Below are 15,771 nucleotides of genomic sequence, written 5' to 3'. Positions count from 1 at the left end.
ATGGCCGACCGCACCTTCCTGGACTGGCCCTTCTTCGACGAACGCCACCGCGCCTTCGCCGCCGACATCGAAGCCTGGGCCGAGGCGAACGGCGACGCGCTGCACCTGCACGGCGACCACGACCTCGACGGCGACTGCCGGACGATCCTGAAGGCGCTGGCCGAGGGCGGCTGGCTGAACAACGCGGTGCCGGATGCGAACGGAAAGCTCGACGTGCGCACCCTGTGCCTGACGCGCGAGACCCTCGCCCGCCGCTCCGGCCTCGCCGACTTCGTCTTCGCCATGCAGGGGCTCGGCTCCGGCCCGATCAGCCTGTTCGGCACCGACGCGCAGAAGGCCCGCTGGCTGCCCGGCGTCGCGTCCGGCGAGACCATCGCCGCCTTCGCCCTGTCCGAGCCCGACGCCGGCTCCGACGTCGCCGCCCTGTCGACCTCCGCGCGCCGCGACGGCGACGGCTGGGTCCTCGACGGGACCAAGACCTTCATYTCCAACGGCGGCCTCGCCGACCGCTACACCGTCTTCGCCCGCACCGGCGARGGGACSGGCGCCAAGGGCATCAGCGCCTTCGTCGTCGACGCCGGGACCCCCGGCTTCGAGATCGTCGAACGCATCCCCCTGATGGCCGCCCATCCGCTGGCCACCATCCGTTTCAACGCCTGCCGCATCGACGAAGACCGCATCCTCGGCGCCCCGGGCGACGGCTTCCGCATCGCCATGGCCACGCTGGAYGTGTTCCGCTCGACCGTSGCCGCCGCCGCCCTCGGCTTCTCGCGCCGCGCSTTCGACGAGGCCGCSWSSCGCACCGKCKCCCGCCRGCTGTTCGGCGCGCCGATGAGCGAYCTGCAACTGGTGCAGGCCTCGCTGGCCGACATGGCYCTGAAGATCGACGCCTCGGCCCTGCTGATCTACCGCGCCGCCTGGCTGAAGGATCAGGGCGCGCCGGCGGGTTGGGGTTCATGCTGCCCGGGTTCGCGCTGCTGAAGATCGACGCCTCGGCCCTGCTGATCTACCGCGCCGCCTGGCTGAAGGATCAGGGCGCGCCGCGCGTCACCCGCGAGGCCGCCATGGCCAAGCTCTACGCCACCGACGAGGCCCAGCAGGTCATCGACGCGGCGGTCCAGCTGTTCGGCGGCCTCGGCGTCGTCTCGGGCCATCCGGTCGAGCGGCTGTACCGCGAGATCCGCGCCCTGCGCATCTATGAAGGCGCGTCCGAGGTGCAGAAGATCGTCATCGCGCGGCAGGTCCTCGCCGGCATGGGCGGAGGCGCCTGATGAGGACCAGCGCCCACATCGACCGGTTCGTCCTCGATCACCTGCCGCCGGCGGACCAGCAACCCGAGCTCGTCTTCGACCTGCCGGAACTGGCCTATCCCGAGCGTTTGAACGCCGGCGTCGAACTGCTGCGCCGGGCCATTGAAGCGGCAGGCCCTGACGCCCGCGCGCTCATCGACTTTGACCACGAATTCTCCTGGGCCCGGGTCGACGCCATCTCGGGCCGGATGGCGCGGGTGCTGGTCGAGGACATGGGGCTGATCCCCGGCAATCGCGTCCTGCTGCACGGCCAGAATTCGGCTTGGACGGTGCTGGCCTGGTTCGCGATCCTCAAGGCCGGCGGCGTGGTCGTCGCCACCATGCCCATGCTCCGCGCGGCCGAACTGGCGACGGTGATCGACAAGGCCCGGATCAGCCACGCGCTGGTCTATTCAACCCTCGCCGACGCCGTGACAGAGGCCCGTGCGACCTCGCCCTCACTGACCCACGTCATGGATTCCACCGCGCTGCAGGCGGCCGCCCAGGCTCTGCCGGCCGGCTTCCGCTTCGACGCCGTCGATACGGCCGCCGACGATCCGGCCCTTATCGCCTTCACCTCAGGCACGACGGGCAAGCCCAAGGGCTGCGTCCACTTCCATCGCGACATCCTCGCCATGGCCGACACCTTCGCCCGCCACGTCGTCGGCCTGACGAAGGACGACATCGCCGTCGGCACCCCGCCGATCGCCTTCACCTTCGGTCTTGGGGGTCTGGTGGTGTTCCCCGCCGCCGTCGGCGCCGCGACGGCCTTCGCGCCCCGCCCCGGCTTCGAGGCCCTGGCCGAGACCATCGAGCGCTGCGGGGCCACCGCCCTGTTCACCGCCCCGACAGGCTACCGCGCCCTGCTGAAGCTGGCCGGCCAGCATGACCTGTCCAGCCTGCGCACCTGCGTCTCGGCCGGAGAGGCCCTGCCCGCCGCCACCTCGGACGCCTGGCATGAGGCGACCGGCGTCCGCATCATCGACGGCATCGGCTCGACCGAGATGATCCACGTCTTCATCTCGGCCCGCGGCGACGACATCCTCCGCCCCGGCTACCGCGCCCTGCTGAAGCTGGCCGGCGACCACGACCTGTCCTCCCTGCGCACCTGCGTCTCGGCCGGCGAAGCCCTGCCCGCCGCCACCTCCGACGCATGGCATGAGGCGACCGGCGTCCGCATCATCGACGGCATCGGCTCGACCGAGATGATCCACGTCTTCATCTCGGCCCGCGGCGACGACATCCGCCCCGGCAGCACCGGCAAGGCGGTGCCCGGCTATCAGGCCCGGATCATCGACGCGGACGGCCGGCCCCTGCCACCGGGCGAAACCGGCCGCCTCGCCGTGCGCGGSCCCACCGGCTGCCGCTATCTCGATGATGCGCGTCAGGCGGCCTATGTCCAGGACGGCTGGAATCTGACCGGCGACGTCTACCGGCTGGATGAGGACGGCTRKTTCTGGTTCGTGGCCCGGTCCGACGACATGATCATCTCGTCCGGCTACAACATCGGCGCGCCCGAGGTGGAGCACGCCCTGCTGCGCCACGACGCCGTGGCCGAGGCCGCCGTCATCGGCGCCCCCGATCCCGAACGCGGCCAGATCGTCCAGGCCTTCGTGGTCCTGAACGAGGGCCACGACCCCTCGGACGCCCTCCGCACCGAGCTTCAGACCTTTGTGAAGGGCGTCATCGCCCCCTACAAATACCCGCGCGGGCTCGATTTCGTCGACGCCCTGCCCAAGACCCAGACCGGCAAGCTGCAGCGCTTCCGGCTCAAGGAGCCGGGATGACGGGCGAGGTCTTCACGGTCGAACGTCGCGTCCGCTTCGCCGACTGCGACGCGGCGGGCATCGTCTTCTTCCCGCGCTATTTCGAGATGCTGAACGGGGTGGTCGAGGACTGGTTCGCCGGGCCGCTGCAGGCCTCGTTCCGCGAGCTGCACGTCAACCGCCACGTCAGCGTCCCGACCGCCGCCGTCGAGGCCCGTTTCATCGCCCCGTCGCGGCTGGAGGACGAGCTGACCTTTGAACTGACGGTGACGAAGCTCGGCGGCGCGTCGTGCGGCCTGCGGCATCGTATCAGCTCGGGCGGCGAACTGCGGTTCGAGGCGACCCAGACCATCGTCTACGTCGGCGCCTCGCTGAAGCCCGAGCCCTGGCCCGAGGCCCTTCGCGCCCGCCTCGCCCCCTTCGTGGAGACGCCCTGATGAACCGGATCCTGCTTCCCGAAGGCTGGCCCCGGCCGAAGGGCTATTCCAACGGCGTGGAGGCGACCGGCCGCATGGTCTTCGTCGCCGGCCAGATCGGCTGGACGCCCGAGGGCGTGTTCCCCGGGCCGGGATTCGCCGACCAGTTCCGCCAGACGATCGACAACACCCTCGCCGTCCTCGCCGAGGCCGGCGCGGGCCCCGAACACATCGTCCGCATGACCTGGTACGTGGTGGACAAGGCCGAATACCTGTCCGCCCTGCGCGAGATCGGCGCGGTCTGGCGCGAGTTGATCGGGCCCCACTACCCCGCCATGGCCGTGGTCGAGGTCAAGGGGCTCATCGAGGACTCCGCCCGCGTCGAGATCGAGACCACCGCCGTCGTCCCCGCATAAACGGGGTCAGGCCGACGACCGGGTTCCAGCGTTCGTCGCCCCTTTCGACGCCGCGGGCTCAGACGCTGGCATCCAGCGCCCGCCGGCCGGCGAAGGCCAGGGCGACGCCCGCCCCCACGATCGCCGCCACGCTGACCACAGCGGCGATCGCCCAGGTCAGGGCGCCGTGACCAGTCCCGCCGTGATCGCTGACGATTCCGGTCAGCAACGGCCCCAGGCCGACGCCGATCAGGGAGACGAAGGCCAGATAGACGGCTCCGACCTGCGGCCGCAGACGGGGCTGCGTCAGGGCCTGGACCTCGATCAGCGCGATGACCGCCGTGAAGCCGCCGCCGACTGTCAGACCGGCCAGGCCTGCCGCCGCCATGGGCAGCCCCCGCGCCGACGCCAGCGCCACGACGCTGACCAGCGCCAGCGCCATCCCCGCCGCAAGCAGCGGACCGGCGCCGAAGCGCCGCCCCACGGGCGAGCCCAGGGTCCACCCCCCTCCCAGATGCCCGAGCGGCGCGAAGCTCAGGGCCACCGCGCCCGCGACAAGCGCGGCCTGCGCTGGCGTCAGGCTGAAGCTGCGATTCAGGATCGAGGGGCTCCAGGCGGCGGTGGCCTGGATCATCAGCACCGCGCAGGCCCCGATGATCAGAAGGGGCGCGAAGACGCGCCAGCGGCGGCCCAGCAAACGAAACGCGTCGCCGAGACCCTGACCCGGCTCGCGGACGACGGTCTCATGGCCGCGCCCGCTCCATACCAGCAGAGCGATCAGCACAAGATTTGGGAGCGCCAGGGCCAGACACGCCGCCCGCCAGGGCTCCAGCCCGGCGACGGCCCGGCCGGCGACCATGGCCAGCGCAGCCCCGCCGAGCACCAATGCAGCGCTGCGCCCGGTGGCCGATCCGGTGGTGAAGGTCGACAGCGCGCGGGCCCTGCGCCCGGCGTCGTCCTGCGCGGTCAGCAGCATGAGGGCTGCGGGCACGAAGGCCGCCTGACCCAGACCCAGGGCCACACGCGCCGCCAGCATCGAAGGGTAGTCGGGGGCCAGGGCGAACAGAACGGCGCCGGCGGTCCAGACGATCACGCAGGCCGCCGCGACCCGATAGGGATTCCGGCCAGCGATGAAATGGCCCGCCCCGAGCAGGCCGAATGCGTAGAGGGTCGAGAAGGCCGGCCCCTGCAACAGGCCGATCTGGGTGTCGTTCAGGCCGAATTGGGTTCGGATCAGGGGGGCCACGACGGCTGGCAGGCTGCGATCGACGAAGGCCGCGAAATGGCTGGCTGCGACGATCAGGATGGCGGCCCACGCCAGGGGCGCGAGCCGGTCGGAAGACGGAATCTGGGAGATGAGCCGTCCTCTCAGCCCGAGCGCTGGCAGAACCGAAGTCTCGGCGGCGAAGCCGGATCGGTCAAGCCTTGCCGTGTTCGCTGAACCGCCATTTCATCGCCAGCACGCCCGACGCCATCACGAGGGCGCAGGCGTTGGCCACGATGATGGGCCAGGCCCCCGTCAGCACCCCATAGGCGGTCCACAGGATGAAACAGGTCACCGTCAGGGAATAGGTCTTGAGCGACACGGACGAGGCGTCCCGCTCCTTCCAGATCTTGATCATCTGCGGCGCGAAGCTGGTGATCGAACAGAGGGCGGCGGCCGTGCCGACGACATTGGCGACCAACTCGCTCACGCGCGGGTCTTTCGCGCCGGGGCCGCGGTCTTGGCCTTGCCGGGCCCCTTTCCCGCGGCCGCCTTCCGTCGACGGTTTCCCGCGGTTGTGTCCTCGGCCCGGGTGGCCACGACCGGCAGCGCGCCGGCCCCCTCGCCATGAACGCGCGCCGCCCGTTCCTCGACCTGGCCGAGAATTTTGTCGAGATCCTTCTCGGTCAGATGTTCGATGCCGACGAACCGCTCGTCCGCCGCCCGGACCGCATGCAACAGTTCGTCGAGCTTGGCCTGCATGGCGGCGCCGTCCCGGTTCTGTGTGTTCTGGATCAGGAAGACCATCAGGAAGGTGACGATGGTCGTCCCGGTGTTGATGATCAGCTGCCAGGTCTCGCTGAAATTGAAGATCGGGCCCGTCGCCGCCCAGAGCAGCACGATCAGCACGCAGCCGAGGAAGGTCCACGGCTTGCCGGCGATCCTGGCGGTCGCCGTGGCGAAGGAGACGAACAGCTTTTCCATGCCGCTCCAACCCGTTCGCCCCGCCGAAGGTTGCCGCCTACGGCGCCGCCAGCGTCGGCGGCCGGCGCTCATAGGTCCGCTGTTCATAGGCATGGCCCAGCGACAGGATGCGGGCGTCGTCCCACTTGCCGCCGATGAAGCTGATCCCCACCGGCATGCCGCGGTCGAAGCCCATCGGCACGGTCAGGTGCGGATAGCCCGCCACCGCCGCCAGCCGGCTGGCCGAGCCCTGGGCGTTGTCATCGTCCTCGCGGTCATTGGTCCAGGCGCGCGAGGTCGTCGGCGCGATCAGGGCGGCGACCGTATGGTCCGCCAACATCTTGTCGATGCCCTCGGGACCCGCGGCGCGCAGCGAGTTGGCGCGCGCGTCCAGATAGACCGGATCCTCCAGCCCCGTGGTCGCCTCCGCCCGCAGGAACAGCTCCTGGCCGAACAGCACCGTCTCGCGCGGCTCGGCGTCGTTGAAGGCGATCAGGTCCGCCAGGGTCCGGGTCGGCACCTGCGCCGGGTCGGTCGAGGCCAGATAGGCGTTCAGATCGTGCTTCAGTTCGCTCATCAGGACCTGGATTTCCCAGCCGCCGAGGGCGCGGAAATCCTTCGGCGCCTCGGTGATCTCGACCAGTTCGGCCCCCGCGTCGCGCAGGGCCTGCAGGGCCCGTTCGAATTCGGCCTGCGTCTCCGCCGAATAGTTGGAGACCAGGAACCGCATCACGCCGAGCCGGGTCCCGCGCAGGCTGTCCGCGTCCAGAGCCGCGCGATAGTCGACCTTGCGCGCATCGGCCTCGACCGTCGCCGGATCGAGCGGGTCCGATCCCGCGATGACCGACAGCACGATGGCCGCGTCCTCTACGGTGGTGGTGATCGGTCCGGCCGTGTCCTGCGAATGGCTGATCGGGACGATGTGCGTGCGGCTGACCAGCCCCACCGTCGGCTTGAACCCGACGACGCCGTTGACGGAGGCCGGGCAGGTGATCGAGCCGTCCGTCTCGGTGCCGATCGCCGCCGGGACAAGACCCACCGCCACGGCCACGGCGCTGCCAGCGGAGGACCCGCACGGCGTCCGCTCCGGATCGTAAGGGTTCCGCGCCTGCCCGCCGACGGCGCTCCATCCGCTGATGGAATTGGTCGAACGGATGTTGGCCCATTCGGACAGGTTCGCCTTGCCGACGATGACCGCGCCGGCTGCGCGGAGACGCGTGACCAGAGGCGCGTCCCTCCCGGGCGAATTGCCGGCCAGCGCCAGCGATCCCGCCGTCGTCGGCAGTTCGGTCGTTTCGATATTGTCTTTCAGCAGGATCGGCGTGCCGACCAGACCGCTGTCGGCGTCAATGCCCGGTGGCGGCATAACCGGAGAGGGCACGAGCGCGATGACACTGTTCCAGGGATCCCGGCCCGAGCGCGGCCTGGTTCCAAGGTGCTCCACGCAATCAATGATATCCGGTTCGGGACCGTCGATGCAGATCGACCCCATCGACCCCACGCTCCGCCCTGGCTCCGTCTTTATGCAGGGGACGGGCCGTCCCGCGGTCCAGCCCCGTTCAGCCAGCATGTACTCCGCGCTCCGCCGCTCTGACGCGGTCAGGGTTTCGAGGGCCCGGCACTGGCTCCCGGCCACGCTCCGCTGGCTGCCGGTCGGCGACGGTGTCTGCGCCGTTGCGTTAGGCGCGCAGAGAACCGCGATCGCCCCTGCGATCAGTCCCGCGCGGCGGGCGCCCTTGAACCGATCGTGCGATCCAGGAAGTCGAGATAGGTACGCCATTGCTGCAGCTGCCTTTCATTGCCCCGCACGCCGTGGCGCTGACCGGGATAGAGCATCAGTTCAAACGGGGTGGACGAGGCCTGCAGCGCGTCGATGACGCGGGTCGAGTTCTCGAGGATGACATTGTCATCGGCCATGCCGTGCATCAGCAGCAGCCGCCCGGTCAGGTTCGGCAGCCGCGGAATGGCGTCCGAGGCGGCATAGCCCGCGGCGTTCGCTTCCGGCGTCGACATGAACCGCTCGGTGTAGTGGGTGTCGTACAGGCTCCACTCGGTCGGCGGGGCGCCGGCGATGGCCGAGGCCAGCCCCATCTTCGGCTCCGTCAGGGCCATCAGGCTCATGAAGCCGCCGTAGGACCAGCCCATCATGGCGATGCGGTCGTCGTCGACATAAGGCAGCGAGCGCAGATAGTCGGCGCCCAGCACCTGGTCCTCGATCTCGGGCTGTCCCATCTTCAGGTAGAGGGCCTGTTTGAAAGCCGCGGAACGATCGCCCTCGCCGCGATTGTCGAGGCGGAAGACGATGTAGCCGGCCTCGGTCAGCAGTTGGCTGGTGGCCGACTGCCACGCCTGCTTGACCCCGCCGCCCGACGGGCCGCCATAGACCTGCATGACCACCGGATACTGTTTCGACGGATCGAAGCCCGGCGGGGTGGTCATCTGCCAGACCAGGGTTTCGCCATGGCTGTCCAGCGTGCCGAAGGTCGGAGTCTGCCGCCGGGAGGCGTAGGGGAAGAAGGGGTGGTCCGCGTCCAGCGCGTTCTCCTCGATCCAGCGCACGAAGGTCCCGTCGGCGCGGTACAGGCCCGACTGCGGCGGCGTGTCGAGATCCGAATAGTTGCCCACGAACGCCGTGCCGGTCTTGTTGACCGAGGCGCTCCACCAGCCGCCGCCCGGCGTCACCGCCACCGGCGTCACCGTCCGGCGCAGCGAGGCGCGGAACATCTGCTGTTCGATCGGCAGTTCGCGCCCGTCGCGCATCGAGGCGGTGAAGAAGACCTCGCCGGTCGCCTGGTTGACGCCGTTCAGCGATTTGACCGGCCAGTCCCCGCGCGTGATCGCCCGCAGACGGCGGCCCTCGCGGTTGTAGAGATACAGGTGCTTCCAGCCGGTCTCCTCCGACGACCAGATGAAGGTGCCGTCATCCAGGGCCTTGAAGTCGTTGCTCAGCGACACCCAGGCGTCCGACCGCTGGGTCGAGATCACGCGGGAGGCGCCGGTCGCCGGATCGACGCGCAGCAGGTCCAGCCGCTTCTGATCGCGGCTCTCGCGCTGCACATACAGGGTGCGGCCGTCGGCCGACCAGTTCACCCGGGCCAGATAGATGTCGGTGTTCTCGCCCAGGTCGACCTTGACCCGGCCGCCGCCGACGATGTCGCGCACATACAGTTCGACCACAGCGTTGGGCCTGCCCGCGCGCGGATAGCGCTGCTCGACAACGGTCGCGCCGCCGCCGGTGATGTCCAGCCGCGGCACGATGTCGACGGGCGATTCGTCGGTGCGCTGCAGGGCGATGTAGCGCTCGTCCGGGCTCCACCAGTAGCCCGTGTCGCGATCCATCTCCTCCTGGGCGATGAACTCGGCGGTCGCCCAGGTGATCAGGCCCTCGCCGTCGTCGGTGATCGGCGTCTCGGCGCCGCTCGCCAGATCGACAACGACCAGGTCCTGATCCCGCACGAAGGAGACATAGTTGCCCTTGGGCGAGACCTTGGCGTCGATCTCGTCGGCCTCGGTTTCGGTCAGCCGGCGCACCGCGCCTCCGTCCCGGCTGGCGAGGAAGATGTCGCCTTCCAGCGGGGCCAGGATGTAACGGCCCTGCTCGTCCCACGAATATTCGACCACGCCGCGCTGCGAGATCCGCATGCGCTCGCGCCGCGCCTTCTCGGCCTCCGACAGTTCGCCGGCGTCGGGGACCAGCGCCCGCGCGTCGATCAGCTTGAACGGCTCGCCGGCGCCCGTCGGGGCGGCCCACAGATCCAGCACGTCCACGTCGTCCTCGCGAGACCGCAGGAAGGCGACCAGTTCGCCGTCCGGCGACAGGCTGACCCCGCGCGCCACCGGTCCGGCCAGCGACGGATTGGCGAACACCCGCTCGGGCGTAAGGATCGCCGGGTCCGCCGTTTGCGCCATCACGGCGGTGAACGGCGACAACGCCGCAAGGAACAGGGTGGAGGCGAGGAGTTTGTTGCGCATGAGGCGAACGCTAGAGGGAGAATTCGTCGTCGTCATCCCCCAAGCTCGGATCGCGACATCCCCGCGGCTTCCCCCCCGCCGCCGCACCGCCTAATAAGCCCCGAGATGACCGACCTCGCCGTTTCCTCCCCGCCCGCGAAAGCCTCGCCCTTCCATGAGCTGAAGGTGTTGTGGGTGCGCCACTGGACCGACCAGCTGTTCAGCTTCGCCATAGAGCGCCCCGACGACTTCCGCTTCCGCTCGGGCGAGTTCGTGATGATCGGCCTGCCCGGCGAGGACGGCGGCAAGCCGATCCTGCGCGCCTATTCCATCGCCAGCCCCTCGTGGGACGAACAGCTGGAATTCCTGTCCATCAAGGTCCCCGACGGCCCCCTGACCTCGCGCCTGCAGAAGATCCAGCCCGGCGACACCGTGCTGATGGGCAGGAAGCCGACCGGCACCCTCGTCCTCGACGCCCTGACCGGCGGAGAGCGGCTGTGGCTGATCGGAACCGGCACCGGCCTGGCGCCATGGCTCAGCGTGGTCCGCGATCCCGACACCTGGGCCCGCTTCGGCCAGGTCGTGGTCTGCCACACGGTGCGCAACGTCGCCGACCTGACCTACCGCGACTTCCTGACCTCCGGAATCCACGACGACCCCCTGGTCGGCGAGGAGGCCAAGGCCCGGCTGGTCTACTACCCCACCGTCACCCGCGAGTCGTTCGAGACCCCCGGCCGGATCACCGACCGCATCAGGTCCGGCGCCCTGTTCGCTGATCTGGGCCTTCCCGCGGGCTTCTCGCCCGAACGTGACCGGGTGATGCTGTGCGGCTCCATGGCCATGATCAAGGAGACGGGCGAACTGCTCGAAGCCTTCGGCCTCAAGGAAGGGTCGAACGCCGAACCGGGCGACTATGTGCTGGAGCGCGCCTTTGTCGGATAGCGTCACGATCGATCCGCGCACCGCGCCGGAGGCCTGCGCCTCCATGGCCGAGGTCCGTCAGGGCGTCGACGCCCTCGACCGCGCCCTCGTCGTCCTGCTCGCCGAGCGTCAGCGCTATATGGACGCCGCCGCCCGCATCAAGCCGGACCGCTCGGTCGTCCACGACGACGCCCGCATCGAGGATGTGGTGCGCAAGGTGCTCATCGCCGCCGAACCCGCCGGCCTCTCGCCCGCCATCGCCGAGCCCGTCTGGCGCACCCTGATCGCCCGCTGCATCGCCCACGAGTTCGAGGCGTTCGACCGCACGCGGGGCTAGCCCCTCAGCGACCTCAGCATCAGCTCGTGCCGGTACGCCGCAACGTCGGCGAGGGCGGCCTCCAGCGCGTCGTGCACCCGCTCCAGCAGCGGCGGCGCGGCGGCCTTGTCCGCCGCCTCCGCCGCCTGACAGGCTTCGGCCAGCGTCCCGGCCCCGATGCCGGCGGCCGCGCCGCGCAGCGTGTGCGCCGCGTCGCGCCAGCCCTCGTCCCGCACGTCCAGCATGGGCGACCACAGGGCCGCCTGCTGGGCGAACAGACCCAGCACCTCCTCGCCGATCCCGTCGTCGCCGCCGGTCGCCGCCTCCAGGACGGCGAAGTCGACGGCGCCGGACAGGTCGCGCAGGGCCATCAGCCGGCGGTCTCCTCGCCCCTGGCCAGCCGCGAGTTCCGGGAGGACCAGACGAAGTAGATGACCAGACCGATCACGTTCCAGATCACGAACCACATCTGCGTCCGGGCCGCGAGGCTGAAGAAGAAGACGATGCAGCCGACGATGGTGATCGCCCCGACCAGCCACCACAGCGGCGCGCGGAACAGACGCGGGCGGTTCGGGTCGCGGACCCGCAGCACGATCAGGCACAGGCCCACGGCCGCGAAGGCCGCCAGCGTCCCGGCGTTGGCCAACGAGGCCAGCTCGTCCAGCCGCATCACCCCCGCCAGCGCCGCCACGACGATGGCGGTGAAGACCGTCACCACCGCTGGCACGCCGCGCACCGACACCCGGGCCAGACGCCGCGGCAGCAGGCCGTCTCGCGCCATGCCCAGGAAGATGCGGCTCTGGCCGAACAGGAAGGCCAGCAGCACGGTCGGCAGGGCGATCACCGCGCTGGCCGCGATCCACTGCGCCGCCGTGCCCTGCCCCATCTCGCGCAGGATCAGGGCCAGCGGTTCCGGGCTTTCGGCGAAGCTGGCCACGGGCCGGGCCCCGATCGCGGCGGCCGCGACGACCAGATACAGGGCCGTGCAGACCACCATCGAGCCGACGATGCCGATGGCCAGATCGCGCTCGGGCCGTTTGGTTTCCTCGGCCGCCGTCGAGATGGCGTCGAAGCCGTAGAAGGCGAAGAAGATGATGGCCGCCGCCGCCATGACGCCGGTCTGGACCACGGGCTGGCCGGTGATCTGCTCGGCGAACGGCAGGGCCGGCGCGCCGAAGCCGTTGGGCATGAAGGGCGTGAAGTTGGCGGCGTCGAAGGCCGGCAGGGCGATGGCCACGAAGGCGATCAGGGCCAGGATTTTGATGACCACCAGCACCGCGTTCAGCGTCGCGCTCTCGCGCGTGCCCAGCAGCAGCAGGCCGGTCACCACGGCGATGATGAACACCGCCGGCAGGTTGACGATCCCGCCCGCCACGTGCGGTCCGACCGTCAGCGCCGTCGGCAGGTCCAGCCCCATGCCGCTCAGGAAGCCGACCGCATACCCCGACCAGCCCACGGCCACCGCCGACACGACCAGCGAATATTCCAGGATCAGGCTCCAGCCCACGATCCAGGCGACCAGCTCGCCGAGCACGGCGTAGGAATAGGTGTAGGCGCTGCCCGCCGCGGGCATCATCGTCGACAGCTCGGCGTAGGCGAGGGCGGCGCAGGCGCAGACCAGGCCCGCCAGGGCGAAGCTGATCATCACCGCCGGCCCGGCCAGCCCGGCTCCGACCCCGATCAGGGTCAGGATGCCGGTGCCCACGATGGCCCCGACGCCCAGGGCCATCAGGTGCGGCCAGCTCAGCGTCTTCTTCAGCGCATGCCCGCTGTGCGGGGCCAGCATGGCGTCGATCGAGCGCCGGCGGTTCCAGAAGGCCATGGTGCGTTTTCCCCCGTCGCCGCTCCCCGGCGGCTGATTCACGACCCTAGACCGTCCTGCGACAAACCGGAACGGCCAGCCGCATCCCCTTGCACGCGAGCGGCATTCCCATTAGGTACGCCCCCTCGCCGACGCCGGTCCTGGACTGGCACGGTCGGGACGGCACGAGCCTTGCGAGGCTCCGCCTGACGTATGGTCCGGGTGATTAGCTCAGTTGGTAGAGCAGCTGACTCTTAATCAGCGGGTCGTAGGTTCGAACCCTACATCACCCACCATCGTCCTTCCCTCTCCCCTCCATCCTGCATAGGCTCCCCCTTCTTCGCGGAGGGGCGTTTCATGCGGCGGATCGGCCAGGGCACGATATGGGCGGCGGTTCTGGTTCTGGCCCTCGCCGGCTGCGCCACCGCGCAGGAAGCGCCCCCGCCCCTCCCCACGCCCTTCGAGGCCGTCGACCCCTTCATCGGCACGGCCGGCAAGGGCCACACCTTCCCCGGCGCGGTGGCCCCGTTCGGCATGGTGCAGCTCAGCCCCGACACAGACTACCGGCCGTTCCGCCAGTCCTATGACTGGGCCTCGGGCTACCGCTACGACGACCCGACCATCATGGGCTTCTCGCACACCCATTTCTCGGGCACCGGCCATTCCGACCTCGGCGACGTGCTGATCACCCCGATCTCGGGCGAGTTGAAATGGGACCCCGGCGCGGCCGACCAGCCCGGCTCGGGCTACCGCTCGCGCTACAGCAAGGCGTCCGAGACCGCCGAGCCCGGCTATTACGCCGTCAGCCTGACCGACTCGGCCGTGCGCGCCGAACTGACCGCGGGCGTCCGCATCGGCCTGCACCGCTACAGCTTCCCGCGCGGCGCTCCCGCCCGCGTCCTGCTCGACTTGCGCAACTCCATCTACGACTACCCCGGCAAGGTGCTGTGGTCGCGCATCCGCCTGCATCCCGACGGCACGGTCACCGGCTTCCGCGAGACGCGCGGCTGGGCCCCCGCCCGCCAGCTCTATTTCGCATCCCGACGGCACGGTCACCGGCTTCCGCGAGACGCGCGGCTGGGCCCCCGCCCGCCAGCTCTATTTCGCCATGCGCTTCTCGCGCCCCATGGTCGGCCATGAGCTGAAGGATCGCGACGAGGCCATCCCCTACAACGGCTTCCGCCAGCCCGGCCGCACCCCCGCCGATCGCGACCAGGTCCAGGGCCGCCAGCTCGAGGCCGCCTTCGACTTCGGCGAGATCGCCGGGCCGCTGCTGGTCAAGGTCGCCGTCTCGTCCGTCGATGAGGCCGGAGCGATCCGCAATCTGGAGTCGGAGGGCGGCGAGTTCGACTTCGACGGCACGCGCGCCGTCACCCGCCGGGCGTGGGAAGAGGCGCTGAATGTGGTCGAGATCGAGGCCGCGCCGGAGATGCGGACCACCCTCTACACCGCCCTCTATCACGCCCTGATCGCGCCCAGCGTCCATGGCGACGCCGACGGCCGCTGGCGCGGGCCGGACCAGCAGGTCCATCAGTCCGACTTCACCGTCCATTCGACCTTTTCGCTTTGGGACACCTTCCGCGCCGAGCATCCGCTGCTGACCCTCGTCGCCCCGCCGGCGCGCAACGCCGACATCGTCAACTCGCTGATCGCGGCGCAACAGGTCAGCCCCTACGGCATCCTGCCGGTCTGGTCGTTCCACGGTCAGGAGACCTGGACCATGATCGGCTATCACGCCGTCCCGGTCATCGCGGATGCGTATCTGAAGGGCATCCCCGGCATCGACGGCGCCGCGGCGTTGGCCGCCATGACGGCCAGCGCCACCTACCGRCCCTATGGCGGGCTGGGCGACTATATGGACCTCGGCTACGTCCCCATCGACCGCGAGCCCGAGGCSGCGTCCAAGACCGTCGAATACGAACACCTTCGACCGCGACACCGGCTTCGTCCGCGCCCGTCTGGCCGACGGTTCGTACCGCACGCCCTTCGACCCCACCGCCATCAACTACGGATCGGACTACACCGAGGGCAACGCTTGGCAGTATTCGTGGTTCGCGCCCCAGGACCTCGGCGGTCTCGTCAACCTGATGGGCGGCGACGCGGCCACGGTGGCCAAGCTCGACGCCATGTTCGACTTCGACAACACCGGGCTCGACTATTCCCACGCCGAGGACATCGCCGGCCTGATCGGCCAGTACATCCACGGCAACGAGCCCAGCCACCACACCGGCTATATGTACGTCTACGCCGGCGCCCCGTGGCGGACCCAGGCGCGGCTGACGCAGATCGTCACCAGCCAGTACCACGCCCGCCCCGACGGCCTCGCCGGCAACGACGACGTCGGCCAGATGTCGGCCTGGCTGATGTTCACGGCCATGGGCTTCTATCCGGTGACGCCGGGTTCGAACCAGTACGTCATCGGCCGGCCGTTCACGGACCGCACGGTGCTGAACCTGCCCGGCGGCAAGCGCTTCGCCATCGTCACGGACGGTCTGGCCGACGACCACCCGTACATCCAGGCGATCATGTTGAACGGCGTACCGTTGGCGCGGACCTGGATCGGGCACGAGGAGATCATGGCAGGCGGCGAACTGAGGTTCCTCATGGGGAGGGAGTCGAACATGACCTGGGGTGTCAGCGCGGAGGCGCGGCCGTATTCGATGACGGGGTATCCGGCGAACTGACGTCCAGCGCCGGCTCATCAGGACGCCGCACTCCCCTCAAGACCGTCACCCTCGGGCTTGACCCG

General features: G+C 69.9%; 16 protein-coding genes, 1 tRNA gene and 1 pseudogene. 10 read left to right on the top strand and 8 right to left on the bottom strand.

Features of this window, described 5'->3' with window-relative positions:
• Genes ASD25_RS32915 through ASD25_RS26830 form a run of 5 tightly spaced genes read left to right on the top strand, consistent with a single transcriptional unit; the run spans position 1 to position 3,887 of the window.
• Positions 1-981 (top strand): acyl-CoA dehydrogenase family protein, encoded by a 981-nt coding sequence (locus ASD25_RS32915; RefSeq protein WP_200943739.1) that lies wholly within the window; start codon positions 1-3, stop codon positions 979-981.
• A complete protein-coding gene (locus ASD25_RS31430) occupies positions 957-1,271 on the top strand; it encodes an acyl-CoA dehydrogenase family protein (protein WP_200943738.1) in 315 nt (104 codons plus the stop codon). The genes ASD25_RS32915 and ASD25_RS31430 overlap by 25 nt, the downstream gene beginning before the upstream one ends.
• On the top strand, positions 1,271-3,076 hold the full coding sequence (locus ASD25_RS32980; protein ID WP_056621495.1) for an AMP-binding protein: 1,806 nt from the start codon (positions 1,271-1,273) through the stop codon (positions 3,074-3,076). Before ASD25_RS31430 ends, ASD25_RS32980 begins: the two co-directional genes overlap by 1 nt.
• A complete protein-coding gene (locus tag ASD25_RS26835) occupies positions 3,073-3,492 on the top strand; it encodes a thioesterase family protein (RefSeq protein WP_055831443.1) in 420 nt (139 codons plus the stop codon). Before ASD25_RS32980 ends, ASD25_RS26835 begins: the two co-directional genes overlap by 4 nt.
• The gene (locus ASD25_RS26830) at positions 3,492-3,887 is read left to right on the top strand and encodes a RidA family protein (protein ID WP_055831445.1); all 396 of its coding nucleotides are present in this window, start codon (positions 3,492-3,494) and stop codon (positions 3,885-3,887) included. The genes ASD25_RS26835 and ASD25_RS26830 overlap by 1 nt, the downstream gene beginning before the upstream one ends.
• Before the next feature lie 58 nt (positions 3,888-3,945).
• Here ASD25_RS26830 and ASD25_RS26825 read toward each other — a convergent pair whose 3' ends face one another.
• From ASD25_RS26825 to ASD25_RS26805, 5 genes are all read right to left on the bottom strand, one after another.
• A complete protein-coding gene (locus ASD25_RS26825; protein ID WP_255356205.1) occupies positions 3,946-5,166 on the bottom strand; it encodes an MFS transporter in 1,221 nt (406 codons plus the stop codon).
• A gap of 118 nt (positions 5,167-5,284) precedes the next feature.
• The gene (locus tag ASD25_RS26820) at positions 5,285-5,560 is read right to left on the bottom strand and encodes a SemiSWEET family sugar transporter (RefSeq protein ID WP_055831450.1); all 276 of its coding nucleotides are present in this window, start codon (positions 5,558-5,560) and stop codon (positions 5,285-5,287) included.
• Positions 5,557-6,054, bottom strand: a complete 498-nt coding sequence (locus ASD25_RS29875; RefSeq protein ID WP_082560154.1) for a low affinity iron permease family protein — start codon at positions 6,052-6,054, stop codon at positions 5,557-5,559. The genes ASD25_RS26820 and ASD25_RS29875 overlap by 4 nt, the downstream gene beginning before the upstream one ends.
• A 37-nt stretch (positions 6,055-6,091) precedes the next feature.
• Complete coding sequence (locus ASD25_RS26810; protein ID WP_055831452.1) at positions 6,092-7,399, bottom strand: amidase; 1,308 nt, start codon at positions 7,397-7,399, stop codon at positions 6,092-6,094.
• A 347-nt stretch (positions 7,400-7,746) separates the two neighbouring features.
• A complete protein-coding gene (locus ASD25_RS26805) occupies positions 7,747-10,005 on the bottom strand; it encodes a S9 family peptidase (protein ID WP_055831454.1) in 2,259 nt (752 codons plus the stop codon).
• Positions 10,006-10,110: 105 nt separating this feature from the next.
• On the opposite strand from ASD25_RS26805, the gene ASD25_RS26800 reads away from it, so the two are divergent.
• Together ASD25_RS26800 and ASD25_RS26795 are read left to right on the top strand one after the other, a co-directional pair.
• Positions 10,111-10,926, top strand: coding sequence for a ferredoxin--NADP reductase (locus ASD25_RS26800; RefSeq protein ID WP_055831457.1), 816 nt, complete (start codon positions 10,111-10,113; stop codon positions 10,924-10,926).
• Entirely contained in the window at positions 10,898-11,242 is a 345-nt protein-coding gene (locus tag ASD25_RS26795) for a chorismate mutase (protein ID WP_055831459.1), read from the top strand. The genes ASD25_RS26800 and ASD25_RS26795 overlap by 29 nt, the downstream gene beginning before the upstream one ends.
• Here ASD25_RS26795 and ASD25_RS26790 read toward each other — a convergent pair.
• Both ASD25_RS26790 and ASD25_RS26785 read right to left on the bottom strand, forming a co-directional pair.
• Positions 11,239-11,592, bottom strand: coding sequence for an Hpt domain-containing protein (locus ASD25_RS26790; RefSeq protein ID WP_055831461.1), 354 nt, complete (start codon positions 11,590-11,592; stop codon positions 11,239-11,241). The two genes, ASD25_RS26795 and ASD25_RS26790, sit on opposite strands and share 4 nt — an antisense overlap.
• Positions 11,592-13,043, bottom strand: a complete 1,452-nt coding sequence (locus ASD25_RS26785; RefSeq protein WP_055831463.1) for an amino acid permease — start codon at positions 13,041-13,043, stop codon at positions 11,592-11,594. Before ASD25_RS26785 ends, ASD25_RS26790 begins: the two co-directional genes overlap by 1 nt.
• Before the next feature lie 199 nt (positions 13,044-13,242).
• Here ASD25_RS26785 and ASD25_RS26780 point away from each other — a divergent pair.
• A tRNA-Lys gene (locus ASD25_RS26780) sits at positions 13,243-13,318 on the top strand.
• A gap of 61 nt (positions 13,319-13,379) precedes the next feature.
• Positions 13,380-14,162, top strand: coding sequence for a hypothetical protein (locus tag ASD25_RS32550; RefSeq protein ID WP_235562896.1), 783 nt, complete (start codon positions 13,380-13,382; stop codon positions 14,160-14,162).
• A 27-nt stretch (positions 14,163-14,189) separates the two neighbouring features.
• On the opposite strand, the gene ASD25_RS32545 is transcribed toward ASD25_RS32550, so the two are convergent.
• Positions 14,190-14,462, bottom strand: coding sequence for a hypothetical protein (locus tag ASD25_RS32545; RefSeq protein ID WP_235562900.1), 273 nt, complete (start codon positions 14,460-14,462; stop codon positions 14,190-14,192).
• On the opposite strand from ASD25_RS32545, the pseudogene ASD25_RS32540 reads away from it, so the two are divergent.
• Positions 14,347-15,706 (top strand): annotated as a pseudogene (locus ASD25_RS32540) (GH92 family glycosyl hydrolase). The gene ASD25_RS32545 and the pseudogene ASD25_RS32540 overlap by 116 nt on opposite strands.
• Positions 15,707-15,771 lie beyond the last annotated feature (65 nt).

The sequence above is a fragment of the Brevundimonas sp. Root1423 genome, assembly GCF_001426805.1.
Note: the sequence above shows the minus strand (reverse complement) of the source record. Positions and strands in the feature narration are given on the sequence as shown.

Excerpts from the sequence above, each read along its gene's own strand:
- ASD25_RS32550 (WP_235562896.1), top strand. The coding sequence starts at position 13,380 with ATGCGGCGGATCGGCCAGGGCACGATATGGGCGGCGGTTCTGGTTCTG.
- ASD25_RS26810 (WP_055831452.1), bottom strand. The coding sequence starts at position 7,399 with ATGCCGCCACCGGGCATTGACGCCGACAGCGGTCTGGTCGGCACGCCG.
- ASD25_RS26830 (WP_055831445.1), top strand. The coding sequence starts at position 3,492 with ATGAACCGGATCCTGCTTCCCGAAGGCTGGCCCCGGCCGAAGGGCTAT.
- ASD25_RS26805 (WP_055831454.1), bottom strand. The coding sequence starts at position 10,005 with ATGCGCAACAAACTCCTCGCCTCCACCCTGTTCCTTGCGGCGTTGTCG.
- ASD25_RS26790 (WP_055831461.1), bottom strand. The coding sequence starts at position 11,592 with ATGGCCCTGCGCGACCTGTCCGGCGCCGTCGACTTCGCCGTCCTGGAG.
- ASD25_RS26785 (WP_055831463.1), bottom strand. The coding sequence starts at position 13,043 with ATGGCCTTCTGGAACCGCCGGCGCTCGATCGACGCCATGCTGGCCCCG.
- ASD25_RS26795 (WP_055831459.1), top strand. The coding sequence starts at position 10,898 with ATGTGCTGGAGCGCGCCTTTGTCGGATAGCGTCACGATCGATCCGCGC.
- ASD25_RS26835 (WP_055831443.1), top strand. The coding sequence starts at position 3,073 with ATGACGGGCGAGGTCTTCACGGTCGAACGTCGCGTCCGCTTCGCCGAC.
- ASD25_RS31430 (WP_200943738.1), top strand. The coding sequence starts at position 957 with ATGCTGCCCGGGTTCGCGCTGCTGAAGATCGACGCCTCGGCCCTGCTG.
- ASD25_RS26800 (WP_055831457.1), top strand. The coding sequence starts at position 10,111 with ATGACCGACCTCGCCGTTTCCTCCCCGCCCGCGAAAGCCTCGCCCTTC.
- ASD25_RS29875 (WP_082560154.1), bottom strand. The coding sequence starts at position 6,054 with ATGGAAAAGCTGTTCGTCTCCTTCGCCACGGCGACCGCCAGGATCGCC.